The following is a 24,725-nucleotide window of genomic DNA, read 5'->3' on the forward strand; positions in this document are numbered from 1 at the left end:
AAACCAAAACCTCGGATTCATGGATGGATTACCCCATCCCGGAAGGGCACGACAAAGGACGACACCCGCGCCTTGCCGCTGGCCGCTGGCCTCTGGTCGTACCCATCCTGCCCGGGAACCCATCGGGTGATCGAAGGGAGACGCCATGGCACGCTTCATCGGCCTCGATCTCGGCGCGGAGACCCTGAAGGCGGTGGAGCTGGTGGGCGAGGCCGGGGCCTGGACCTGGACCCGCCGGGCCCGGGTGCCCCATGGGAAGGAACCCGGCAAAGTGCTCATGGACCTGCTCGGCGCATGGGGCTGGGACCACGTGGACGGCGCGGCGGTGACCGGCCGCATGGGGCGCCCCGTGGCGCTGGCGCGGGTGCCAGGGCGCCAGGCCCTGGCCGCGGGGTTCCGCCTCCGCCACGGCGCGACGCCCGCCACCGTGGTGTCCATCGGCAGCCGGGGGTTCTCCGTGCTGGAACTCCGGGGGGAGGGCCGGGAGATCTTCCGGGAGAACGGCCGCTGCGCCCAAGGCACGGGGAACTTCCTGCAACAGCTGGTGGGGCGGTTCGGCCTCACGGTGGAGGAGGCGTCCGCCCTGGCGGAGGGCGTGGCCGACCCGGCGCCGCTGTCGGGGCGCTGCCCCGTGATCCTCAAGACGGACATGACCCACCTGGCCAACAAGGGGGAATCCCGGGAGCGCATCCTGGCGGGCCTGCTCGACGCCATCGCCGAGAACGTGCAGGCCCTCATGAAGCCGAAAGTCTGCCCAGAGCGCCTCCTCCTGGCCGGCGGCGTGGCCCGCTCGGCGCGCGTCCAGGCCCACTTCCGGCGCCATGCGGCGGCCCACGGCATGACCTTCCTGGAGACGGAGGAGGAGGATCGCCTCTTCCTCGAGGCCCTGGGCTGCGCGGTGCTGGCTGCGGAGACTCCGGCGGCCGTGCCCAGACTGGACGCCCTGCTGCGCCCGCCCAACCGGGCCTCCCTGGAGGTGACCGAACCCCTGGCCTTCCACCTGAACCGGGTCCGCCGCCTGGCGGAGCCGTCGGATCTGGCGGCTGGCCCTGTGGAGACAGAGTTCCGGGACGTGATCCTGGGCTTCGACATCGGCTCGACCGGCTCGAAGGCCGTGGCCCTGGATGCCCGCCTGGGCGCGGTGCTCTGGGAGGGCTACCTGCCCACGGACGGCGCGCCGGTGGCCGCTGCCCAGGCCCTCATGCGCGAGTTCCTCGCCAGCCCCGCCGCCACCCACCACATCCAGGGCTTCGGCGTCACGGGGTCGGGCCGCGAGATCGTGGGCTCCCTCCTCTCCGTGTGCTACGGCCGGGATGCGGTCTGGGTGATCAACGAGATCGCCGCGCACGCCACCGGCGCCCTCCAGTGCGATCCACGGGTGGACACCATCTTCGAGATCGGCGGACAGGACGCGAAGTACATCCGCCTCGCGGACGGCAAGGTGGTGGACGCCGCCATGAATGAGGCCTGCTCCGCCGGCACGGGCTCCTTCATCGAGGAGCAGGGGCGGCGGTTCACCGGCATCGAGTCCGTGGCTCAGCTGGGCCAGGTGGCCCTGTCGGCGGACAGCTGCATCTCCCTGGGCCAGCACTGCTCCATCTTCATGGCCGAGGTCATCGACGAGGCCGTGGCCGCTGGCGCGCCCCAGGCCAGCATCATCTCGGGCATCTACGACTCCGTGGTGGCGAACTACCTGAACCGGGTGAAGGGCAGCCGCTCCGTGGGCCAGGTGGTCTTCTGCCAGGGTATGCCCTTCGCGTCGGACGCCCTGGCCGCGGCGGTGGCCCGCCAGACCGGAGCCGAGGTCATCGTGCCACCGCGGCCCGGCCTCATGGGCGCCGTGGGCATCGCGCTCCTGGCGGCGCGGGAGCTGGCGTGGGAAGAGGCCGAGCCCCTCGACGGCGCTCGTTTCCTGCAAGCGGAGGTGGCCGCCAAGGACCAGTTCGTCTGCACGGCCACCCAGGGGTGCGGCGGCGCGGGGAACAAGTGCCGCATCGACCGGCTCACCACCCGGGTGGATGGCCGGGTCACGAAGTTCACCTGGGGCGGCGGCTGCTCGCTGTGGGACAAGGGGACGCGCCGCGCCAAGCTGCCCGACCTGGCCCCGGACCCCTTCCGGGAGCGCCGCGAGTGGGTGACCCGGCTCTCCGAGCGCCTCTCCGAGCGGCGCGGCCGCCCCCTCATCGGGATCAGCGGCGAGTTCCAGCTGCAGGGCACCTTCCCCTTCTTCGCCACCTTCCTCCACGAGCTGGGCTTCGACCTGCAGGTGGCGCCCACCCCGGGCCGCGAGGCCCTGAAGCGGGGCATCGAGGAAGCCGGGGTACCCTTCTGCGCCCCCATGCAGCAGTACCACGGCCTCGTGGCCGGCATGGCTGACATCGCGGGCGCCCGCCCGGACTACCTGTTCCTGCCCATGATGCGCGAGCTCCCGCGGGTGGGCGGAGAGACCCATTCCGTCGTCTGCCCCATCTCCCAGGGCGCGCCGGACGTGCTCCGGCTCCTGCTGGGCGAGGGCGGGCCCAAGGTGCTCTCGCCCGTGGTGGACCATGGCGCCGGCGCCTTCGACTCCCGGACCTTCCTCGCCGTCTGCCGCGCCCTCGCCACGGACCTGGGCCGGCCCCTGAGCTGGCGCCCCGCCTGGCGGATCGCCCGCGCCGCGCAGCTCGCCTTCGAGGCCGACCTGCGCGAGATGGGCCGCCGGGCCCTGGCCTTCTGCCGGGAGCGCGGGATCGTGCCGGTGGTCCTGCTGGGGCGGGGCTACACCCTCCACAACGACGTGCTGAACTCCAACGTGCCCGCCATCCTCCGGGAACAGGGAGCCATCGGCATCCCCCTGGACTGCCTGCCCGTGGCGGAGGACGCGCCCATCTTCGACGAGATCTTCTGGGGCCACAGCCAGCGCATCCTGCGCGCCGCCTGGCAGGTCCGGAGGACGCCGGATCTCTACAGCATCTTCTGCTCCAACTACGCCTGCGGGCCGGACAGCTTCACGGTGCCGATGTTCGCCTGGCTCATGGAGGGCCGGCCCTACGCCGTGATCGAGACCGACGGCCACTCCGGGGACGCGGGCACCAAGACGCGCGTGGAGGCCTTCCTCCACTGCGTCCGCGAGGACCGGCAGCGGACCACCCGGAGCGCTCCGCGGGACGCGTCGGACCTGTCCGTGGGCACCCGTACGTTCCGGGAGATCCAGAGCCTGGGCGAGCGCCTGCTGATCCCGCCCATGGGCCCGGAATCCGAAGCCGCCGCGGCCACCTTGCGGGGCGTGGGCGTGAACGCGGAAGCCCTGCCCCCCTCGGACCACACCGCCCTGCTCCTGGGCCGTCGGCAGACCTCCGGGAAGGAGTGCCTGCCCATGACCCTCGTGCTGGGGAACCTCCTGGCGCACCTGGAGCGCCATCCCGGCGAGCGCGTCATCCTGCTGCTCCCCGCCGCCTCGGGCCCCTGCCGCATGGGCGCCTACCGCACCCTGCACCAGCTGGTGCTGAAGCGGCTGGGCGAAGCGGGGCGCGTGCGGATCTGGTCGCCCCCCTACGGCGACTATTTCGGCGGCCTGCCCGCCGGCTTCAAGGCCATTCTCTTCGCGGGCATGGCGGCCTTCGGCACGCTGGAGCGCGCCCTTGGCCTGGTCCGGGCCGCGGAACGTCTGCCGGGCCAGGCGCAGGCCATCCGGGACCGCTGGGCCGGCCGCTTCGCCGCCCACCTGGAAGCGGCCGCCAAGGGCGACCTCAGCGCGACCCGCGTGATCACCGAGGTCGCCACGGGGCGGATCTACGGCCTGACCGCGCTGCTGCGCCAGGCCCTCGGCGAGCTCCGGCAGGCGGACAGCGGCGCCGACCTGCCCCGCGTCCTGCTGACCGGCGAGATCTACGTGCGCCTGGATCCCTTCGCCAACGGGGAGGCCGCCCGTGCCCTCGCGTCCCGGGGGCTCCGGGTGGACATGGAGGCCACCACGGAGTTCATCCAGTATTCCGAGTACACGTCGCGGGCCCAGGGCGCCAAGAAAGGCCCCGCCACCCAGGTGGAGCGCTGGATCCGCGAGCGGATCCTGGCCGTGGCCGAGGGCCTCCTGGAGGCGGAGCTGGGCTGGCCGCGCCGCGGGTCCCTGCCCCGGGTCCTGGAGGCTTCCGCCCCCTATCTGCGCGAGGCCCTGGAGGGGGAGGCCGTGCTCACCCTCGGCGCGCCCATCCTGGGCTGGCGCCGGGGCGAGATCGACGCCGCTGTCCTGGTGGGCCCCCTGGAGTGCATGCCCTCCAAGCTGGCGGACGCCCAGTTCGTCCACGTGGCCGAACGGGAGGGGCTGCTCACGCTCTCCCTGTCGCTCAACGGCGAGCCCCCGGATTCCGAGGCCCTGGACGCCTTCGCCTTCGAGGTCCACCGCCGGCACCAGCACCGCCGCCATCGCCGTGCCCGGCGCCCGGCGCCCGCGGATGCCCTGCTGCGCACGGCGTCTTCCATCTGAGGCCTCATCGTCCCTGGTTCTCCGGCCGGCCGGGAATGCCTGCCAGGAGCGGTGTCTGGAACGGTGGCTGGCGAAATCCTGACCATTCAGATAAACTAATGGCTTCGTGATCGCAGGCGACCCCCGGTCTCCGCCTCTTTTCAGTCCGAATACCCCCTTCTCGCCCTGACCGGGCCCCCGGAACCATCCGCGGGCGGGCCCTTCCAGGAGCGACCATGTCCTTCGATACCCTCGGGCTGATGCCCGAGCTGCTGCGCGCCGTACGCGAGCAGGGCTACGAAACCCCCACCCCCATCCAGGCCCAGGCCATTCCCCTGGTGCTGGAGGGCCGCGATCTGCTGGCCCGCGCCCAGACCGGCACCGGCAAGACCGCCGGCTTCACCCTGCCGATGCTGCAGCTGCTGGCCCCCCATGCCAGCACCTCGGCCTCGCCCGCGCGCCACCCCATCCGCGCCCTCATCCTCACGCCCACCCGCGAGCTGGCCATGCAGGTGGAGGAGAGCGTCCGCGCCTACGGCAAGCACATCCCACTGCGCTCCACCACCATCTTCGGCGGCGTGAACATCAACCCCCAGACCAAGGCCCTGCGGGCCGGCGTCGAGATCCTCGTCGCGACCCCCGGCCGCCTGCTGGACCATCAGGGCCAGGGCAACCTGAACTTCAGCCAGCTCGAGATCCTGGTCCTCGACGAAGCCGACCGCATGCTCGACATGGGCTTCATCCGCGACATCCAGAAGATCCTCGCCCTGCTGCCCACCAGCCGTCAGACCCTGCTCTTCTCCGCCACCTTCACGGACGAGATCAAGCAACTGGCCTCCAAGTTCCTCAAGAACCCCGCGTCCGTGCAGATCACCCCACAGAACACGGCCGCCGAGCTGGTGCGCCAGGTCGTGCATCCCGTGGACCGGGAGCGCAAGCGCGCCCTGCTGGCCCACCTCATCCAGAGCCGCAACCTCGAGCAGGTGCTGGTCTTCACGCGCACCAAGCACGGCGCCAACCGGCTTTCCGAACAGCTGGACAAGGACGGCATCTCGTCCATGGCCATCCACGGCAACAAGAGCCAGCCCCAGCGCATCAAGGCCCTGGAGGACTTTAAGAAGGGCGCGGTCCGCGTCCTCGTGGCCACGGACATCGCCGCCCGCGGCCTGGACATTGATCAGCTTCCCAACGTCGTGAACTACGAGCTGCCCCAGGTGCCGGAGGACTACATCCACCGCATTGGCCGCACGGGCCGTGCGGGCGCGGAAGGGGAGGCCCTGTCCCTGGTCTGCGTGGACGAGCACAAACTGCTGCGCGACATCGAGAAGCTGCTCCGCAAGGAGCTGCCGAAACAGGTGGTGACGGGCTACGCCCCGGATCCCAGCATCCCGGCCGAGCCCATCCAGACCGGGCGCCAGGGCGGTGGCCGGGGCCGCGGTCCCGCGCGCAGCTCCCGCCCGGGCGCCCGCTCCGACCAGGGCCAGCCCCCCCGGGGCGAGCGCGGCCGCCATCCGGCCCGACCCAGCACCCGAGGCAAGTAATCAGGCGACTTGCCGGGTCGACAAAGGCGCTTATACCCCTTGACACGAGGGTAGATGGGGCGCAGCCTTGTTGCTTATGCAAGATCGGGTTTCCATCTCCCTCTCCGACGCCAACCCCGGCACCCTGGCCTCCGCCGTCCGGCGGGTCCTCAAGCAGGTGGTCTGGGCGAGGCTGGCCCCCTACGGCCTCAGCCCCCAGCAGTTCTGGGTGATGCTGGTGCTCCTCGAACAGGGCCCGTCCTCCCTCCACCCGCTGGCCCAGCAGGTCTGGATGGACGATCCCACCGCCAGCCGGGTGGTGAAGGCCATGGTGAAGCAGGGCTGGCTCACCGCCAAACCCGACCCCCGGCACGGGCGCCGCATCCTCATCGAGCTCGCCCCGGGCGCCCTGGCCCTGGCCCACGAGCTCCGGGATCTGGCCACGGAGATCCGGGAGTCCATGACGGCCGGCCTGTCTCAAGAAGACCAACGGGTCCTGACCCACAGCCTGCGGACCATGGTCGGCAACCTGGAGGCCATGTATGCCGCCACGGTCGCCCAGGGCGCGGATCAGGCTCCGGTGCCATGACCGGGCCCCGGCCTGCTTCATCTGCCCCATTCGATCGGGGTCATGTTCGGCCCGTCGGGAGCATGATTTCTTCTTTCACGGCCAACCGGATGCCCGGTTGGATGGTCCAACCACTGGACCCATCGCTGGTCCGGAGCTGAGCCCGCCCTCCGCCCCCTCCTTGAAAAGGCTTCGATTCCCGCATGGACGCCACCGATCCCATCCCCTCGTATGAATCCAGCACCGCCCGCCCTGCCCTCCTGAGCGGCTGGCGTCTCTGGGCTGTCCTGGGAGCAGCCGCGATCCTCGTCTGGGCGATCTTCTTCCGCGGCGGGGCGAAGAAGGACGCCGGCAAGAACGCCGCGGCGGGGCGCCCCGTGCCCGTGGTGGCGGTTCCTGCCCGGAAGGGCGACATGCCCGTGAGCCTCACGGGCCTGGGGACGGTCACCGCCCTGAACACCGTCACCGTGAAGAGCCGCGTGGACGGCCAGCTGGTGCGCGTGGCCTTCACCGAGGGCCAGATGGTGCGCCAGGGCGACCTGCTGGCGGAGATCGACCCCCGGCCGTTCCAGGTCCAGCTCATGCAGGCCGAGGGCCAGCTGGCCAAGGACCGGGCCGCGTACCAGAACGCGCTCGCGGACCTGAACCGGCTCCAGGGACTGGTCCAGCAGGGCATCATCTCCCGGCAGCAGCTGGACACCCAGAGTTCCTCCGTCGCCCAGTACGAGGCCACCCTCAAGGCCGACCAGGCCCAGGTGGAGAGCGCCAAGCTGAACCTCACCTACAGCCGCATCACCGCGCCGATCTCGGGCCGGGTGGGCCTGCGCCAGGTGGACGCCGGCAACATGGTACGGGCCAGCGACGCCAACGGCCTGGCGGTCATCGCGCCGATCCAGCCCATCAACGTCCTGTTCGCGGTGCCCGCGGACAACATCCAGAACGTGCTGCGGCAGACCGCCAAGGGCGCGAAGCTGCCCGTCGAAGCCTGGGACCGCGACCTCAAGGCCCGCCTCGCCACCGGCTCCCTCTCGGCCATCGACAACCAGGTGGACTCCGCCACGGGCACCGTGCGCCTCAAGGCCCTCTTCACCAACGATGACCGCACCCTCTTCCCCAACCAGTTCGTGAACGCCCGGCTGCTGGTCGACACCCTGCGCGGCGTGGTGATCGTGCCCACAGCCGCGGTGCAGCGCAGCCCCCAGGGAGCCTTCGTGTACGTGGTGAAGGCGGACGGCACCGCAGACATGCGCCCGGTCGAGGTGCTCGCCACCGATGGCGACGACACCGCCCTCAAGCAGGGAGTGGAAGGCGGCGAGACCGTCATCACCGATGGCCTCGACAAGCTCCGTCCGGGCAGCAAGGTCGCCCTTCCGAAACCCCCGGCCGCGAAGGGCTGACCCGATGAATCCATCCCGGCCCTTCATCCTCCGGCCGATCGCGACCTCGCTGCTGATGGCCGGGCTGCTCCTGGTGGGCCTGCTGGCCTTCCGCCAGCTTCCGGTCTCGGCCCTGCCCCAGGTGGACTACCCCACCATCCAGGTGGTCACCTTCTATCCCGGCGCCAGCCCGGACGTGATGGCCTCCGCCATCACCGCCCCCCTGGAGCGCCAGTTCGGCCAGCTCCCGGGCCTGAACCGCATGTCCTCCTCCAGCTCCGGCGGCAGCTCGATCATCACCCTCCAGTTCGTGCTGGACCTGAACATCGACGTGGCCGAGCAGCAGGTGCAGGCGGCCGTGAACGCCGCGGGCACCTACCTCCCCCGCGACCTCCCCAATCCGCCCATCTACAGCAAGATCAACCCGGCCGACGCGCCCATCCTGACCCTGGCCCTCACGTCGAAGACCCTGCCCCTGTCGAAGGTCGAGGACTTCGCGGACACCCGCCTGGCCCAGAAGATCTCCCAGCTCCCCGGCGTGGGCCTCGTGAGCATCAGCGGCGGCCAGAAGCCCGCGGTCCGCATCCAGGCCAACCCCACGGACCTGGCGATCAAGGGCCTCACCCTGGGCGACGTGCGCACCGCCGTGGCCCAGAGCAACGTGAACCAGGCCAAGGGCAGCTTCGATGGCCTGCGGCAGGCCTACGCCATCGGCGCCAACGACCAGCTACTCTCCAGCGAAGACTATCGGCCCCTCATCGTGGCCTACAAGAACGGCGCGCCGGTGACCCTGTCGGAGGTGGCCACCGTCGCCGACGACGTGGAGAACGCGCGGCTCGCGGCCTGGATGAACCGCACGCCCGCCGTCATCCTCAACATCCAGCGCCAGCCCGGGGCCAACATCATCGCCGTGGTGGACCGGGTGAAGGACCTGATGCCCCAGCTCCGGGCCTCCCTGCCCGCCGCCGTGGAGCTCAACATCCTCACGGACCGCACGGTCACCATCCGCGCCTCGGTGGCGGACGTGGAGTTCGAGCTGATGCTCACCATCGCCCTCGTGGTCATGGTGATCTTCCTGTTCCTGCGCACCCTGGCCGCGACGGTCATCCCCAGCGTGGCCGTGCCGCTCTCGCTGGTGGGCACCTTCGGGGTGATGTACCTGCTGGGCTATAGCCTGAACAACCTCACGCTCATGGCCCTGACGATCTCCACGGGCTTCGTGGTGGACGACGCCATCGTGATGATCGAGAACATCATGCGCTACATCGAGGAGGGCGAGCCGCCCCTCCAGGCGGCGCTGAAGGGCTCGGGCCAGATCGGCTTCACCATCCTGTCCCTCACGGTCTCGCTCATCGCGGTGCTCATCCCCCTGCTCTTCATGGGCGACATCGTAGGCCGCCTCTTCCGCGAATTCGCCGTCACGCTGAGCGTCACCATCCTGGTGTCCGCGGTGGTGTCGCTCACCCTCACGCCCATGATGTGCGCCAAGCTGCTGAAGCACACGCCCCCTTCGGAACAGGGCCGCTTCTACCAGTCCTCGGAGCGGGTCTTCCAGCGGATCATCGCCTTCTACGGCCGCACCCTCTCCTGGGTGCTCAAGCACCAGACCGGCACCCTGGTGGTGGCCGTGGCCACCCTGGCGTCCACGGTGCTGCTCTACATCGCCATCCCCAAGGGCTTCTTCCCGGTGCAGGACACGGGCGTGCTCCTGGGCATCTCCGAGGCCTCCCAGACCGTGTCGTTCTCCGCCATGGCCGAGCGACAGCAGGCCCTCGCCGCGGAGATCCTCAAGGATCCGGCCGTGGAGAGCCTGTCCTCCTTCATCGGCATCGACGGCACGAACACCACCCTCAACAGCGGGCGCATCCAGATCAACCTCAAGCCCCTCGAGGAGCGCGGCCTCAGCGCCATGGAAGTCATCCACCGCCTCCAGCCCGAGCTGGCGAAGATCCAGGGCATCCGCCTCTACCTCCAGCCCATCCAGGACCTCACGGTGGAGGACCGGGTCAGCCGTACCCAGTACCAGTACACCCTCGAGGACGCGGATCCGAAGGAGCTGGGCACCTGGGTCCCCCGCTTTGTGGAGCGCATCTCGTCGCTTCCAGAGCTCAGGGATGTGGCCAGCGACCAGCAGAACGCCGGCCTCCAGGTGCGCATCGTCCTGGACCGCGCCACCGCCTCGCGTCTGGGCATCACGCCCCAGATGCTGGACGACGCGCTCTATGACGCTTTCGGCCAGCGGCAGGTCTCCACCATGTTCACTCAGCTGAACCAGTACCGCGTGGTGCTGGAGGCGCCCCCTGGCCAGTACCAGCGGCCCGAGGATCTGCAGAACATCTACGTCCGCTCGGCCTCCGGCGGATCCGTGCCCCTCAGCGCCTTCACCCGCATCGAGACCGTCACGGCGCCCCTGGCCGTAAACCACCAGGGCCAGTTCCCGACCACCACCGTCTCCTTCAACCTGGCCCCCGGCGCCTCTCTGGGCGACGCAGTGAAGGCCATCCAGCGCGCCCGGAACGAGCTCGACATGCCCGCCAGCATCAAGGCGGGCTTCCAGGGCACGGCCCAGGCCTTCGGCGCTTCCCTCACGAACACGCCCTTCCTCATCCTCGCCGCGGTCCTGACGGTCTACATCCTGCTGGGCGTGCTGTACGAAAGCTACATCCACCCCGTCACGATCCTCTCGACCCTGCCTTCGGCCGGCGTGGGCGCCCTGCTCTCGCTCATGATCTGCCGGACCGACTTCAGCGTCATCGCGCTGATCGGCATCATCCTGCTCATCGGCATCGTGGAGAAGAACGCCATCATGATGATCGACTTCGCGCTGGAGGCCGAGCGCAAGGACGGCCTGCCGCCCGAGGAGGCCATCTACCAGGCCTCCCTGCTGCGCTTCCGGCCCATCATCATGACCACCATGGCGGCCCTGCTCGGGGGCGTGCCCCTGGCCCTGGGCACCGGCGTCGGCGCCGAGCTGCGCCGCCCGCTGGGCATCGCCATCGTGGGCGGCCTCATCTTCAGCCAGATCCTCACGCTCTATACGACGCCCGTGATCTATCTGGCCTTTGACCGTCTGGCGCGGAGGCTGCGCCGCTGGCGCGGCGCAGAACAGGCTTCGCCTGAACTGATCGGGTCATGAGCATCTCCACCCCCTTCATCCACCGGCCCGTGGCCACCACGCTGCTGACGGTGGCCCTGGCCCTGCTGGGCGCCATCGCCTACCAGTTCCTGCCGGTCTCGCCCCTGCCCCAGGTGGAGTTCCCCACCATCCAGGTCTCGGCCGGATTGCCCGGCGCGAGCCCCGAGACCATGGCCTCTTCCGTGGCGACGCCCCTGGAGCGCCAGTTCGGCCGCATCGCGGGCATCACGGAGATGACCTCCGCCAGCTCGCTGGGATCCACGAACATCACCCTCCAGTTCGACCTGAGCCGCAACATCGACGCGGCGGGACGCGACGTGCAGGCGGCCATCAACGCCGCGCGCGGCGACCTGCCCTCGAACCTGCCGAACAACCCCTGGTACCGGAAGGTGAACCCGGCCGACTCGCCCATCCTCATGCTGGCGCTGACGTCGAACATGATCCCCCGGGAACGCATGTACGACGTGGCCTCCTCGGTGCTCCAGCAGAAGCTGTCCCAGGTCCAGGGCGTTGGCCAGGTCTTCGTGTGGGGCGGCGCGCTGCCGGCGGTGCGGGTGGACGTGAACCCCTCGGCGCTGAACGCCCAGGGCATGGCCCTGGAGGATGTCCGCCTCGCCATCGCGGCCGCCAACATCAACCGGCCCAAGGGGGACATCGCCAACTCCACCGCCACCTGGTCCCTGTCCACGACGGACCAGCTCATGAAGGCCGCGGACTACCAGCCCCTCATCGTGAGGTACCGGAACGGCAACGCCGTGCGCCTGTCGGACGTGGCCCAGGTCACCGATTCCGTGGAGAACGTCCGCAACCGCGGCCTCTCGAATGGCGTCCCCGCCATCATCATCCCCATCTTCCGCCAGCCCGACGCCAACATCATCGACACCGTGGACCGCGTCCGGGCCATCCTCCCGCAGCTCCAGGCCTCGCTGCCGCCCACCATCGAGCTGAAGGTGCTCATCGACGCCACCCGCACCATCCGGGCCTCGGTGAAGGATGTGCAGCTGGCCATGAGCATCTCCATCGGCCTGGTGATCCTGGTGGTGTTCGTCTTCCTCCGCAGCGTGCGGTCCACGCTCATCCCCAGCGTGGCGGTGCCCATCTCCCTCATCGGCACCTTCGGCGCCATGTACATGCTGGGCTACACCATCGACAACCTCTCGCTCATGGCCCTCACGGTGGCCACGGGTTTCGTGGTGGACGACGCCATCGTGGTGGTGGAGAACATCACGCGCCACCTCGAGGACGGCATGCAGCCCATGGAGGCCGCCCTCTACGGCGCCAAGGAGATCGGCTTCACGGTGGTCTCCATCAGCATCTCGCTGATCGCCGTGTTCATCCCCATCCTGCTCATGGGCGGCATCGTGGGGCGGCTCTTCCGCGAGTTTGCGGTGACCCTCTCCGTGGCCATCCTGGTGTCCATGGTGGTCTCCCTCACCACCACTCCCATGATGTGCTCGCGCCTGCTGCGGCCCCACGCCGAGGAGCGGCACGGCCGCATGTTCATGGCCACGGAGCGGGCCTTCCAGTGGGTCATGCGCCACTACGAGACCTCGCTGGCCTGGGTCCTGCGGCACCAGCGCTTCACCCTGGGCCTGGCCCTGGGCACCATGCTCGCCACCGTGGGCCTCTACGTGGTCATCCCCAAGGGCTTCTTCCCCCAGCAGGACACGGGCCGCCTCACCGGCTCCATCCAGGCCGCCCAGGACATCTCCTTCGCGGGCATGGAGAAGCTGATGACGGGCTACGTGGCCATCGTCCAGGCGGACCCCGCCGTGGAGAACGTCACCGCCTTCATCGGCGGGGGCAACACCGGCCGCATGTTCTGCTCGCTGAAGCCCAACGACCAGCGGAAGGAGACCGCCGATCAGGTCATCGCCCGGCTGCGGGGGAAGACCGCCCACCTGCCCGGCGGCACGCTCTACATGCAGCCCGTCCAGGACATCCGCATCGGTGGCCGGCCTTCCAGCTCCCAGTACCAGTACACCCTCCAGGGCGATGACGCCCGGGAGCTGTTCGACTGGTCCCCGAGGGTGCTCCAGAAGCTCCGCACCGTGCCCCAGCTGGCCGATGTCAACACGGACCTCCAGAACAAGGGCCTGGAGGCCTCGCTGGTCATCGACCGCACCAGCGCCTCGCGCCTGGGCATCACGCCCCAGGCCATCGACAGCACCCTCTACGACGCCTTCGGCCAGCGCTTCGTATCCACCATCTACACCACCCTGAACCAGTACCACGTGGTCATGGAGGTGGACACGCCCTTCATGCAGACCCCCGACGGCCTGCGCCACACCTACGTGCGCGCCACCTCGGGCGACCTGGTGCCCCTCAGCGCCTTCACCCGGCTGGAGCGGCGGAACACGGCCCTCTCGGTAAACCACCAGGGCCAGCAGCCCTCGGTGACCCTCTCCTTCAACCTGCCGCCCGGCGTGGCCCTGGGCGACGCGGTGGCGGCCATCGACGCGGCCCAGCAGGAGATCCGCCTGCCCGGATCGATCCGCGGGAGCTTCATGGGTACGGCCCAGGCCTTCAAGGCCTCCCTGGCGAACCAGCCGCTGCTCCTGGCGGCGGCGCTGCTGGTGGTCTACATCGTGCTGGGCGTCCTGTACGAAAGCCTCATCCATCCGCTGACCATCCTGTCCACCCTGCCTTCCGCGGGCGTGGGGGCCCTGCTGGCCCTGCTGGCCTTCCGCACGGAGCTGAGCGTCATCGCCTTCATCGGCATCATCCTGCTCATCGGCATCGTGAAGAAGAACGCCATCCTCATGATCGACTTCGCCATCGAGGTGGAGCGCCGGGAGGGCAAGACCCCGGAGGAATCCATCTTCCAGGCCTGCCTGCTGCGGTTCCGGCCCATCACCATGACCACCATGGCGGCCCTGCTGGGCGGCCTGCCCCTGGCCATCGGCATGGGCACCGGCTCTGAGCTGCGCCGCCCCCTGGGCATCGCCATCGTGGGCGGCCTCCTCTTCAGCCAGCTCCTGACCCTCTACACCACCCCGGTCATCTACCTCTACATGGACCGCGCCCGGCTGCGGTGGGCACGCTACCGGGCCGGACGGAAGGGTGCGTCACTCCTGGAAAAAGCCCTCCACGAATGACATGAAGGTACCCCAAGGCCACTAATTAGAGCGCTGGTCACGGAAGGCACGGAAGAAAGCTGGAAGACACGGAAAAGGCCTGAGCGCCTGCCTCGGGGCACAGTCCTCCTTCCCGTCTTCCGTGGAATTCCGTGTCTTCCGTGACCAGCCTGGTTTTCCCCTTCGTGTCCTTCGTGGAGATCCGTTCGCCCCGCTTGAGCCTCGCCCCCCAGGGTGCGATCCTGGAAGGCTATGAAACTCGATCGGCTCGGCGACTTCCAACGCACCCACCGCAACGGCGACCTGCGCCTTGACCACGCGGGCCAGACCGTGCGCCTGCTCGGCTGGTGCCGGCGTGTTCGCAACCTCGGCTCCCTCGTGTTCCTGGACCTGCGCGACCGCTGGGGGCTGGTGCAGCTGGTGGCCAACGAGGAGACCGCCGATCCCGAGCTGCTGGCCCGGCTCAAGGCCGTGCGCAGCGAGTTCGTGCTGGCCGTCGAAGGCGTGGTGGCCGAGCGGGAGAGCAAGAACCCCAACCTGCCCACGGGCGACATCGAGATCCGCCTGACGGGCCTCCGGATACTCAACACCGCGGCGCCCCTGCCCTTCCCCCTGGAGGACGAGGGCGTGGGCGAGGATCTGCGCCTCACCTACCGCTTCCTGGACCTGCGCCGGGAGCAGCTCCAGCGCAACCTGGTGCTCCGTAGCGAGGTGGCGAACCTCACCCGGAACCACTTCCGGGAGCTGGACTTCATCGAGGTCGAGACGCCCATCCTCACCAAGTCCACGCCCGAGGGCGCCCGGGACTACCTGGTGCCCAGCCGCGTCCACGCCGGCGAGTTCTTCGCGCTGCCCCAGAGCCCCCAGCTCTTCAAGCAGCTGCTCCAGGTGAGCGGCTTCGAGCGCTACGTGCAGATCTGCCGCTGCTTCCGCGATGAGGACCTGCGCGCCGACCGCCAGCCCGAGTTCACACAGATCGACATCGAGATGAGCTTCGTGCGCCAGGAAGACGTCCAGGGCGTCATCGAACCGCTGATGGTGAAGCTGGCGAAGATGATCGGCCAGGACGTGACCGCGCCCTTCCCCCGCCTCCCCTACCGGGACGCCATGGAGTGGTACGGATCCGACAAGCCCGACCTCCGTTGCGCCATCAAGATCCAGGACGTCACCGGCCTCTTCGCCCAGAGCGGCTTCAACCTCTTCCGGGCCGCCTCCGAGAGCCAGGGCCACCGCCGGGTGCGAGCCCTCTTCTTCCCCGGCGAGGCCGCGGGTTCCCTCAGCCGCAAGCAGCTGGACGAGCTGGGCGAAACGGCCAAGCAGCTGGGCGCCGGCGGCCTGCCCTATGCCAAGTGGGGCAAGGACGGGCTCTCCAGCAGCTTCAAGAAGTTCCTCGAACCCGCGGATGAAGCCGCCCTACGACAGCGCCTCGGCGCGACAGGGGATGGCCTGGCCATCTTCGCCGTGGGACCCGACGCCCAGACCAGCCGCGTGCTGGGCGAGCTGCGCCTCCGCCTCGCCCGCCAGTTCGGGATGCTGGACGAGTCCCGGTTCGACTTCCTCTGGGTCGTGGACTTCCCCCTGCTGGAGTGGAGCGGCGAGGATGACGGGGAGGGCCGCTTCGTGGCCTGCCACCATCCCTTCACCAGCCCGCATCCGGAGGACCTGGACCTGCTGGAGACGGATCCCGCCCGCTGCCGCGCCGTGGCCTACGACCTGGTGCTCAACGGCTTTGAGGTGGGCGGCGGCAGCATCCGCATCCACGATGCAGAGACGCAGCAGCGGATGTTCCGAGCCATCGGCATCGGGCCCGAGGAAGCGCGGGCCAAGTTCGGCTTCCTGCTGGATGCCCTCAGCTACGGCGCCCCGCCCCACGGCGGCCTGGCCCTGGGCCTGGACCGCCTCGTGATGCTGCTGGCGGGTGTGGACAACATCCGCGAAGTCATCGCCTTCCCCAAGACCGCCCAGGCCCGCTGCCTGATGACGGACGCCCCCAGCCCCGTGGACGAGCGCCAGCTCCGCGAGCTGCACCTGATGCAGGAATCCCATCAGACCTACCGGGTGGGCGCCGTGTTCTTCGAGAGCGCCGAAGGCGGAAGTCCGGAGCTGCGCGGCCAGGCCCTCCAGCAGATCAGCCAGATGACGCCCCGCCAGGCCCAGGGCCTCGTCACCCTCGACGCCCAGGGCCAGATCCTCGATGCCCAGACCCTCAGCGGGCCGACCTTCGAGTTCTGAGGCCCTCCGTGGAACCTAACCGGTCGAGCGGCCACCATTCATGGGATCCTCCCGTTCGGCGAGACCCGGTCCACCCTTCCATCACGCTTCGGCCCACAGGGTCTAGTTTTCGGGGAGATTCGATGATCCAGGGATGTCCTAGCCCGGTCGGGGCCGCCGGTTCGATGCGGGCCCGGCTCCTATTCCTCTCCGCCATCCTCTTCCTGAGCCTTGGGGTGGCCTGCTCCGGCCACAAGTCCGCCGACGCCTCCGCCCCGGGCACCCCGCCGGCCATCACCGCCGCCCCGACGAGCGCCAGCACCGTCACCGGCCGCCCGGTCACCTTCACGGTCACCGCCACCGGGGCCGCCACACTGTCCTACCAGTGGGCCAAGGATGGCCAGAGCATCCTGGGCGCCATCAGCTCCAGCTTCACCCTCTTCCAGCCCAGGGTCGAGGATGCGGGCGCCTACACCGTGACCATCACCAATCCCAACGGTACCGTCACCAGCGGCATCGCCACGCTGACCGTGACCGCCGCCGTGATGTTCCCGGCGCCCGTGGGCCTGGCCTACGACGCCTCGGGCAACCTCTTCGTGTCCGACATGAACGACCACACCATCTGGAAGATGGACGCCACGAACCACAAGACCCTCCTGGCGGGCACCTCCGGACTGGCCGGCTCCGCCGACGGCCAAGGCGCGGTGGCGCGGTTCAGCCACCCGGGCGGCCTCGCCATTGATCCCGCCGGAAACCTGCTGGTGGCGGACACGGGCAACCACACCATCCGGCGGATCGCGCCCGACGGCACCGTGACCACCCTGGCCGGTGCCGCGGGACTGCCCGGGACCACGGACGGTCCGGGCGCCCAGGCCCGCTTCAACGCCCCCTTCGGCTTGGCCGTGGACGCCACCGGCGGAGCCTACATCGCCGATACCCAGAACCACACCATCCGCTACCTGGCCGCGGACGGAACGGTCTCCACCTACGCCGGCAAGGCCGGCGCGCCGGGGCTCGTGGATGGGACCGCCACGACCGCCCAGTTCAACCAGCCCAACGGGATCGCCCTGGCGCCGAACGGAACCCTGTACGTGGCGGACTATGGCAATTCCTGCATCCGGGCCATCGCGCCGGGCGCCATCGTGACCCGCCTGGCCGGGCAGGCCGGCACCTACGGCTTCGCCGACGGCAACGGCCTCTCCGCCGCCAAGTTCAATTCCCCCGTGGGGATCGCCCTGGATGCCGCCGGGGTCCTGTGGGTCGCCGACACTCAGAACCACGCGATCCGGCGCATCGGGACCGATGGCACGGTCAGCACCCTCGCCGGGACGGGCGGCTCGGCCGGCAACGCCGACGGCACCGGCACCGCGGCCCTCTTCTACCGGCCCTGCGGCATCGCGATCACCCCCGCGGGCAACCTGGCGGTGGCCGACACGGCCAACCACCTGCTCAGGACCGTGACCCCCGCCGGCATCGCCACGACCTTCCTCATGCCCTGAGCGCGACCCGCTCCCCGCCCTTTCTCTCCGCAACCCCTGGCCCGGTCCGGTCCAGGGGTTATTTTTGCGGCATGGACACGACGATGGATGTCCGTGCGGCCGCGGTGGCCGGAATTTTCTACCCGCGGGAGAGCAGCGAGCTGAGCCAGGCCATCCAGGCGATGTTCGCGGACGCCACCGGGGCCAATCCCTGGCTGGGGCCGCCAAAAGCCCTGATCGTCCCGCATGCGGGCTACGTCTACTCCGGGCCCATCGCCGCCAGCGCCTACGCGTCCCTGCACCGCCTGCGGGGCATCATCCGGCGGGTGGTCCTGCTGGGCCCGGCCCATCACGTGCCCGTGGTGGGCCTGGCCCTGCCCGGCGCCTCGGCGTTCGACACCCCCCTCGGGCGGGTCCCCGTGGATGCTGCGGCCGCGGAGGCCCTCCGGCCTCTGGCCGGCGTGACGACAAGCCCCGCCGCCCACGCGAGGGAGCATTCGATCGAGGTCCAGCTGCCCTTCCTCCAGCTGGCCCTGGGCACCTTCCAGCTGGTGCCCCTGGCCGTGGGCCATGCCACCGCCGAGCGCGTGGCAGAGACCATCGAGGCCGTCTGGGGAGGGATGGAGACCCTGATCGTGGTGAGTTCCGATCTGTCCCACTACCTGCCCTATGAGCGGGCGCAGGCCCTGGACCGCCGCACCTGCGCCAGCATTTCGGACCTGGACCTGCTGGCCAGCCACGACCAGGCCTGCGGCGCCACGGCGGTGAACGGGCTGCTGCTGACCGCCCGGCACCACCGGCTGACGCCCCATCTGATGGACCTGCGCAACTCCGGCGACACGGCCGGGGACCGCGACCACGTGGTGGGCTATGCCGCCTTCGCGTTCGTCCAGGAGGGCGCCCATGACCTATCCGCACACGAGCATTGACTGGGGCCCCACCCTGCTGCGGATCGCCCGCGACGCCATCGCGGAGAAGCTGGGCATGGCGGCGTCGCCGGTCCCGATTGCCGCCTGGCTCGAGGAGCCCGCCGCCACCTTCGTCACCCTCCATCGCCTGGGCCAGCTCCGGGGGTGCATGGGCACCCTGGAGCCCCGGCGGCCCCTCGGCGAGGATGTGGCCGAGAACGCCCGGCAGGCGGCCTTCCACGATCCCCGCTTCCCGCCCCTGGCCCGCAGTGAATTCACCGACCTCCGGGTGGAAGTGTCCCTTCTCTCCGGCCTCGAGCCGCTCCCCTTCAACAGCCAGGCCCATCTGCTGACCCTGCTGCGGCCGGGGGAGGACGGCCTGGTGTTGGAATGGCAGGGGCTGCGGGGCGCCTTCCTGCCCCAGGTCTGGGATCAGCTGCCCGAATCCGAGGACTTCCTGACCCACCTGAAGCGGAAGGCCGGCCTGCCCATGGATTTCTGGGACGACGGAATTCGGATCACCCGGTTCACGGTGACGCGCTTCCACGAGGAGGCCGAGGTGGGCAGTCCGGGGTAACGCCATGGATCCCACCTCCCACTCCGCTCGCTGGTGGCACCGCCTCGACGATGGACGGATCCAGTGCGACCTCTGCCCCCGCGACTGCAAGCTGGGCGAGGACCAGCGCGGTGCCTGCTTCGTCCGGCAGAACCTGGGCGGCGCGATGGTCCTCACCACCTACGGCCGCTCGTCGGGCTTCTGCGTTGATCCCATCGAGAAGAAGCCTCTGAATCATTTCCTCCCGGGCTCGCGGGTGCTGTCCTTCGGCACCGCGGGCTGCAACCTCATGTGCAAGTTCTGCCAGAACTGGGACATCAGCAAAGCGCGGGACATGGACCGCCTCACGGACCGGGCCTCGCCGGAGGGCATCGCTGGGGCTGCCGCCGCCTCCGAGTGCCGGAGCGTCGCCTTCACCTACAACGATCCGGTGATCTTCGCGGAGTACGCCATGGACGTGGCCGATGCCTGCCACGAGCGCGGCCTCCGCACCGTCGCCGTGACGGCCGGCTACATGCACGCCGAGCCCCGGCGGGCCTTCTACGCGAAGATGGACGCCGCCAACGTGGACCTCAAGGCCTTCACGGAGGGGTTCTACGTGCGCCTCTCCGCGGCCCACCTCCAGCCGGTGCTGGACACACTCCTGTACCTCCGGCACGAGACGGACACCTGGCTGGAGATCACCACCCTCCTCATCCCGGGACAGAACGATTCCAGCGAGGAGCTCGCGGCGCTGTCCGCCTGGATCGCCCGGGAGCTGGGCCCCGATGTCCCCCTGCACTTCACCGCCTTCCATCCGGACTACAAGATGACCGATCTGCCCCGGACGCCCGCATCCACCCTCACCCGGGCGCGGGAGATCGCCCTCGCCGCCGGCCTCCGGTACGTCTACACCGGCAACGTGCACGATGCCGCGGGGGGGACGACCCATTGTCCCGGCTGCCAGGCCCCGCTCATCGTCCGAGACTGGTACCGCATCGAGCGGAACCGTCTGGGTCCGGATGGCCGCTGCCCGGACTGCGGCACCGTGATCCCGGGCCACTTCGAGGCCGATCCCCAGTCCTTCGGCCGCCGACGCATCCCCCTTGCCATCCAGGATTTCTGACGCCCATGATCCCCATCCTGCTGCTCCCCGCCCTGCTGGCCATCGCGCCGGTGAAGGAGGCCCGCATGGAACTCCGGATTTCAGCCTTCCCGAACGGCGGCCCGGTCCCCCGCGCCCACACCGCCGACGGCGCCGACCGCTCCCCGGCCCTCCAGTGGGGCGACCCTCCCGTCGGCACCGCCGCCTTCGCCCTGATCGTGGACGATCCGGACGCCCCTGCAGGCACCTGGGTCCACTGGGTCCTCTATGATCTGCCGGGAACGGCCCGGTCCCTGGCGGAGGACCAGCCCCGCACGACGGATCTTCCGGGCGGCGCGCACCAGGGGAAGAACAGCTGGGGCCGCCTGGGCTGGAACGGCCCCTCGCCCCCGCCCGGCAAGCCCCACCGCTACTTCTTCCGGCTCCGGGCCCTCTCGGCACCGCTGGGCCTTCCCGCCGGCGCCAGCCGGGCCCAGGTGGACGCGGCGATGAAGGGGAAGGTCCTGGCCGAGGGCACCTGGATGGGCACCTACGGGCGCTGAGCGGCCCAGCCTCAGGGCTTGCCGGACTTCAACCGGATCGTCTCGCCGTCCACCGCGAAGACGCCATACCCCTGGTGGTGGAGGGTCTTCGGCTTCTTCTGCGCGGGGTCGATCCAGGCCTGCACCACCTCCAGCACGAAGAGGTTGTAGCGGTTCACGAAGCGCGTGTCCGCGACCCGGCACTCCAGGTTCGCGAAGCACTCGGCCACCAGCGGCGCGGCCACCTTCTTCGCCGGCAGGGGCGTGAGGCCGAAGGTCGCGAACTTGTCCAGGTCGCGGCCCGAGGCGTTGCCCACCTTCACCACCTGCTTCACCAGCCCGGCCGCGGGGATCGCGATCACGCACTCCCGCGTCTTCCGCAGGGCCTCGAAGCTGTGGTTGGCGCCGCTCACCAGGCAGCCCACCAGGGGCGGATTGAACTCCATCATCATGTGCCAGGACATGGCCATGACGTTGGCGCGCCCCCGCTGAGCCGTGGTGAGGAGCACCACCGGTCCCGGCTCCAACAAGGTGTACACCTCTGGCAGTGGAAGGGCCCTCATCATGGCGCGTCTCCTTCCCCCGGCCCCCGTCCGGGAGTGACCCGATCCAAGCCTACGCCGAGCCGGAAGGTCCGCATCGGCCCTGGCAAGAAAAAATGCAACCAGGGGGTTGCATCATTCCCCGACTCGCTTAACATGCAACCAGGAGGTTACACGTGACGACATCGAGCACCGACTGCATCCGGAAGGAGATCCATCTCCGTGCGCCCCGGACGCGGGTCTGGAAGGCACTATCGGACGCCGAGGAGTTCGGCACCTGGTTCGGGATGAAGCTGGAGGGTCGCTTCGTGCCAGGCCAGCCGGTCTTCGGACGGATCACCCATCCCGACTACTCGCACATCCAGGTGGAGATGAGGATCGAGCGTATGGAAGCCGAGCGCCTCTTCTCCTACCGCTGGCACCCCTATCCCATGGACATGAAGCGGGACTACTCAGTCGAGCCCATGACCCTCGTGGAGTTCCACCTCGAAGCGGCCGAGGGCGGCACCCTGCTCAAGGTGGTGGAATCCGGCTTCGACCAGTTGCCCCCGGACCGGCGCGACGAGGCCTTCCGCATGAACGATGGGGGCTGGACGAGCCAGCTGGTCAGGATCGAACGCCATGTCACGAGCTGAGGCCCTCTCCCCTACGCGGCTGAAGGATGCGGCCCCGCTCTTCGCCGCCCTGGGGGATGCGACGCGCCTGGGCCTGCTCGTGAGCCTCTGCTCTGGCGGACCGCTCACGGTCACGCGTCTCAGCGGCCAGTTCGACGTCTCCCGGCAGGCCATCACCAAGCACCTCGACGTGTTGGCCGAAGCGGGGCTCGTGAAGAGCAGCCGCCAGGGAAGAGAGCGCATCTGGACCTTCGAGCCCAAGCGCCTCGAGGATGCCCACCAGTACCTGGAGCGCCTGTCCAGGGAGTGGGACGTCGCCCTGGGGCGGCTCAAGGCCTTCGTCGAAACCTGACATCCAGAGGAGGCCCATGCCCCAGTCCTGACCCTATGCAGCCCTTTTCGGGCTCGAGGGACCCGCTGATCGTGCCTGGCGTCATTCCCTTTTCATGTACTGAAATGAACTCGAAACCGATTGATCACCTGCAAATGCGGGTGGAGCGGGCTGTGTCCCGAAAACACAACGGAGGTTCTATGGTCGACATCATTCATCGCGTGGGAATCAAGGCTTCACCGGAAAAGGTGTACTCCGCATTGACGACCCTCGAAGGCCTGGCGCACTGGTGGACTGAAGACACGGAAGGGAATGCGGCGCTTGGCGAAGCCATCAAGTTCTCCTTCCGGTCGCCCGCCGGGGATCTCATCGGAAAGATGGCGATGACGGTCCAGGAGCTCAAGGCTCCCGACGAGGTGCGATGGCTCTGCACCGAGGGGCCTTCGGATTGGTTGGGAACCTTGATCACGTTCCAGCTTTCCCGGCAGGACAATCAGACCATCGTCCTGTTCGGTCACCGGAACTGGGCTGAGTCGACCGAGTTCATGGCCCACTGCAGCATGAAGTGGGCGACCTTCCTCCTGAGCCTTCGCGCCTACGCGGAGGCGGGTGCCGGAAAGCCCTCGCCCGGCGACCTGAAGATCGACAACTGGAATTGAGGGCGGCGAGTGGGGCGTTGAAACCCCGGAATCCGGTGCCGCGGAACCGGGCCCGATCTCTTGATCTGCTCCTACAATCACAAACAAGCCATCGAATCCTCTGGAGAGCAGAAACCTGAACCTCACGCTCCGCCACAAGGCCCAGGCCATCCTCCGAGAGGCGGGATGGGAACTCGCGCCGCCACCTGTGATCTGGTCCCCGCGCATGGCACGGTGCGCGGGGCTCTTCGTGATCGAGAAGGACTCGCGTGGCAAGTGGCATCCGGAGATCCGCCTCAGCATCCCCCTGCTGCGCCGCCGGGACTGGCCCTGGCCCCAGCCGGTCTGCGGGATGAACTGCCACACGCCCGACGACATCCAGCGGCGCATCCTCGAGCACGAACTGATTCACTTCAAGCTCTGGATGGACCGGGAGCGGGACTGGGGCCATACGGAGCGGTTCCGGCAGTTGGCCTGGGAGGTGTTCGGGCACCAGAGCATTACCCACGGCATCGGCTCGGAACCTGATTAGTCCAGCGCGCGAGTTCGGCATGATTCGCTCCTTGTGGGGGCCCCGCTCCGCAGGCTCCCCCGGAGCCTGCTCTGCGACCCACATGGTCAAACTCGCTCCCTGTGGGGCCCCGCTCTGCAGGCTCCCCCGGAGCCTGCTCCGCGACCCACATGGTCAAACTCGCTCCCTGTGGGGCCCCGCTCTGCAGGCTCCCCCGGAGCCTGCTCCGCGACCCACATGGTCGCGACCCACGGCATCGGGCACGAGTCGGGGTGAGGGCTGGGACCGGCCCGCCGGAGGATCCGGTCTTCCCTAGAGGTCGGCCGCCAGGCGGTAGAGCTCGGAGGCGGACACGCCCAGGTGCTTGGCCAGGGGCTTCACCGCTTCGCGGAGGGTCATGCCGCCTTCGCGAGCGGCGGCAAGGTAGGCCTTGGCCCAATCCGGCAGGGTGCCGTCGAACGTCGCCGGCTCGTCGTTGACGACCCGCTTGGCCCCGGCGCCCGCCAGCACCAGCACCATCTCGCCGCGGTCCTCGCGGCCCAGCTGGGCCTTCACCTGGTCCGGCGTGCCGCGGTACCAGGTCTCGTGCAGCTTGGTCAGCTCGCGGCCCAGGGCCATCTCGCGGTCCGGCAGCAGCTCCGCCAGGTCGGACAGGGTCTCGTGGATGCGATGGGGCGTCTCGAAGACCACCACCGTCTCCTCCTCAGCGCCCAGCTTCTTCAGCAGGGTGCGCCGCGGCTCGCTGCGGTTGGGCAGGTAGCCCCAGAAGCTGAAGGCGTGGCTGGGCAGGCCCGAGGCCACCACCGCCAGCAACACGGCCGATGCACCGGGTAGCACGGTGACCTTGGCTCCGGCGGCCCGGGCGGCTCTGGCGATCTCGAAGCCGGGATCATTGATGCCGGGCATGCCCGCGTCGCTGCAGTAGGCCACGGTGCGGCCCGAGGCCAGCTCCAGGCCTATGCGCTCGTAGGCCGCGGCGCCCGCGTGATCGTCGAAGCGCAGCAGGGGCTTCTCGATCCCCAAATGCTTCAGCAGTCCACCGGTGCGGCGCGTGTCCTCGCAGGCCACCAGGTCGGCCTCCGCCAGGGCCTCCTTCGCGCGGTCCGTGAGGTCGCCGAGATTGCCAATGGGCGTGGGAACGAGGATGAGGTGGCCGGCCATGGCTTCATTCTGGCAGGGCAGGCGGAGGGCGCCGCATCCGCAACGCCCCCCC

18 protein-coding genes are annotated in these 24,725 nt (G+C 69.5%); 16 read left to right on the top strand and 2 right to left on the bottom strand.

The genetic code is table 11. The annotated features are described in order from the left end of the window. The first annotated feature begins 145 nt into the window (after positions 1–145). The 12 genes from MLE64_RS13115 (at position 146) to MLE64_RS13170 (ending at position 20,897) form a co-directional block, all read left to right on the top strand. On the top strand, positions 146–4,462 hold the full coding sequence (locus tag MLE64_RS13115; RefSeq protein ID WP_243318283.1) for a BadF/BadG/BcrA/BcrD ATPase family protein: 4,317 nt from the start codon (positions 146–148) through the stop codon (positions 4,460–4,462). A gap of 215 nt (positions 4,463–4,677) precedes the next feature. Further along, positions 4,678–5,982 (top strand): DEAD/DEAH box helicase, encoded by a 1,305-nt coding sequence (locus tag MLE64_RS13120; protein WP_243318284.1) that lies wholly within the window; start codon positions 4,678–4,680, stop codon positions 5,980–5,982. Positions 5,983–6,058: 76 nt separating this feature from the next. Continuing rightward, entirely contained in the window at positions 6,059–6,550 is a 492-nt protein-coding gene (locus MLE64_RS13125; protein WP_243318286.1) for a MarR family winged helix-turn-helix transcriptional regulator, read from the top strand. A 182-nt stretch (positions 6,551–6,732) separates the two neighbouring features. After that, on the top strand, positions 6,733–7,926 hold the full coding sequence (locus tag MLE64_RS13130) for an MdtA/MuxA family multidrug efflux RND transporter periplasmic adaptor subunit (protein WP_243318288.1): 1,194 nt from the start codon (positions 6,733–6,735) through the stop codon (positions 7,924–7,926). Positions 7,927–7,930: 4 nt separating this feature from the next. Next, the gene (locus MLE64_RS13135; protein WP_243318290.1) at positions 7,931–11,041 is read left to right on the top strand and encodes an MdtB/MuxB family multidrug efflux RND transporter permease subunit; all 3,111 of its coding nucleotides are present in this window, start codon (positions 7,931–7,933) and stop codon (positions 11,039–11,041) included. Further along, positions 11,038–14,139 (top strand): multidrug efflux RND transporter permease subunit, encoded by a 3,102-nt coding sequence (locus tag MLE64_RS13140; RefSeq protein ID WP_243318291.1) that lies wholly within the window; start codon positions 11,038–11,040, stop codon positions 14,137–14,139. The genes MLE64_RS13135 and MLE64_RS13140 overlap by 4 nt, the downstream gene beginning before the upstream one ends. A 231-nt stretch (positions 14,140–14,370) precedes the next feature. Continuing rightward, complete coding sequence (gene aspS, locus MLE64_RS13145; RefSeq protein ID WP_243318294.1) at positions 14,371–16,350, top strand: aspartate--tRNA ligase; 1,980 nt, start codon at positions 14,371–14,373, stop codon at positions 16,348–16,350. 164 nt (positions 16,351–16,514) lie between these two features. Next, positions 16,515–17,828, top strand: coding sequence for an SMP-30/gluconolactonase/LRE family protein (locus MLE64_RS13150; protein WP_243318296.1), 1,314 nt, complete (start codon positions 16,515–16,517; stop codon positions 17,826–17,828). An 83-nt stretch (positions 17,829–17,911) separates the two neighbouring features. Continuing rightward, positions 17,912–18,736: an AmmeMemoRadiSam system protein B gene (amrB, locus tag MLE64_RS13155; RefSeq protein ID WP_243318298.1), complete on the top strand. Its 825-nt coding sequence runs from the start codon at positions 17,912–17,914 to the stop codon at positions 18,734–18,736. Then, positions 18,711–19,292: an AmmeMemoRadiSam system protein A gene (gene amrA / locus MLE64_RS13160; RefSeq protein ID WP_243318300.1), complete on the top strand. Its 582-nt coding sequence runs from the start codon at positions 18,711–18,713 to the stop codon at positions 19,290–19,292. Before amrB ends, amrA begins: the two co-directional genes overlap by 26 nt. A 4-nt stretch (positions 19,293–19,296) precedes the next feature. Then, a complete protein-coding gene (amrS, locus tag MLE64_RS13165; protein WP_243318303.1) occupies positions 19,297–20,376 on the top strand; it encodes an AmmeMemoRadiSam system radical SAM enzyme in 1,080 nt (359 codons plus the stop codon). 5 nt (positions 20,377–20,381) lie between these two features. Beyond that, positions 20,382–20,897: a YbhB/YbcL family Raf kinase inhibitor-like protein gene (locus MLE64_RS13170; protein ID WP_243318308.1), complete on the top strand. Its 516-nt coding sequence runs from the start codon at positions 20,382–20,384 to the stop codon at positions 20,895–20,897. Between the two features lie 11 nt (positions 20,898–20,908). On the opposite strand, the gene MLE64_RS13175 is transcribed toward MLE64_RS13170, so the two are convergent. Beyond that, a complete protein-coding gene (locus tag MLE64_RS13175) occupies positions 20,909–21,439 on the bottom strand; it encodes a flavin reductase family protein (protein ID WP_243318311.1) in 531 nt (176 codons plus the stop codon). 155 nt (positions 21,440–21,594) lie between these two features. On the opposite strand from MLE64_RS13175, the gene MLE64_RS13180 reads away from it, so the two are divergent. From MLE64_RS13180 to MLE64_RS13195, 4 genes are all read left to right on the top strand, one after another. Beyond that, positions 21,595–22,053, top strand: coding sequence for an SRPBCC family protein (locus MLE64_RS13180; RefSeq protein WP_243318313.1), 459 nt, complete (start codon positions 21,595–21,597; stop codon positions 22,051–22,053). Further along, the gene (locus tag MLE64_RS13185) at positions 22,040–22,384 is read left to right on the top strand and encodes an ArsR/SmtB family transcription factor (RefSeq protein ID WP_243317071.1); all 345 of its coding nucleotides are present in this window, start codon (positions 22,040–22,042) and stop codon (positions 22,382–22,384) included. Before MLE64_RS13180 ends, MLE64_RS13185 begins: the two co-directional genes overlap by 14 nt. A 104-nt stretch (positions 22,385–22,488) precedes the next feature. Next, a complete protein-coding gene (locus MLE64_RS13190) occupies positions 22,489–23,022 on the top strand; it encodes an SRPBCC family protein (protein WP_243318314.1) in 534 nt (177 codons plus the stop codon). Positions 23,023–23,227: 205 nt separating this feature from the next. After that, positions 23,228–23,533: a hypothetical protein gene (locus MLE64_RS13195; RefSeq protein WP_243318315.1), complete on the top strand. Its 306-nt coding sequence runs from the start codon at positions 23,228–23,230 to the stop codon at positions 23,531–23,533. Between the two features lie 291 nt (positions 23,534–23,824). Here the strand turns inward: MLE64_RS13195 and rsmI are convergent, their stop codons facing one another. Then, positions 23,825–24,673 (bottom strand): 16S rRNA (cytidine(1402)-2'-O)-methyltransferase, encoded by an 849-nt coding sequence (gene rsmI / locus MLE64_RS13200; RefSeq protein WP_243318316.1) that lies wholly within the window; start codon positions 24,671–24,673, stop codon positions 23,825–23,827. Positions 24,674–24,725 lie beyond the last annotated feature (52 nt).

It is taken from the genome of Geothrix paludis (assembly GCF_022808815.1).
Classification (GTDB): domain Bacteria; phylum Acidobacteriota; class Holophagae; order Holophagales; family Holophagaceae; genus Geothrix; species Geothrix paludis.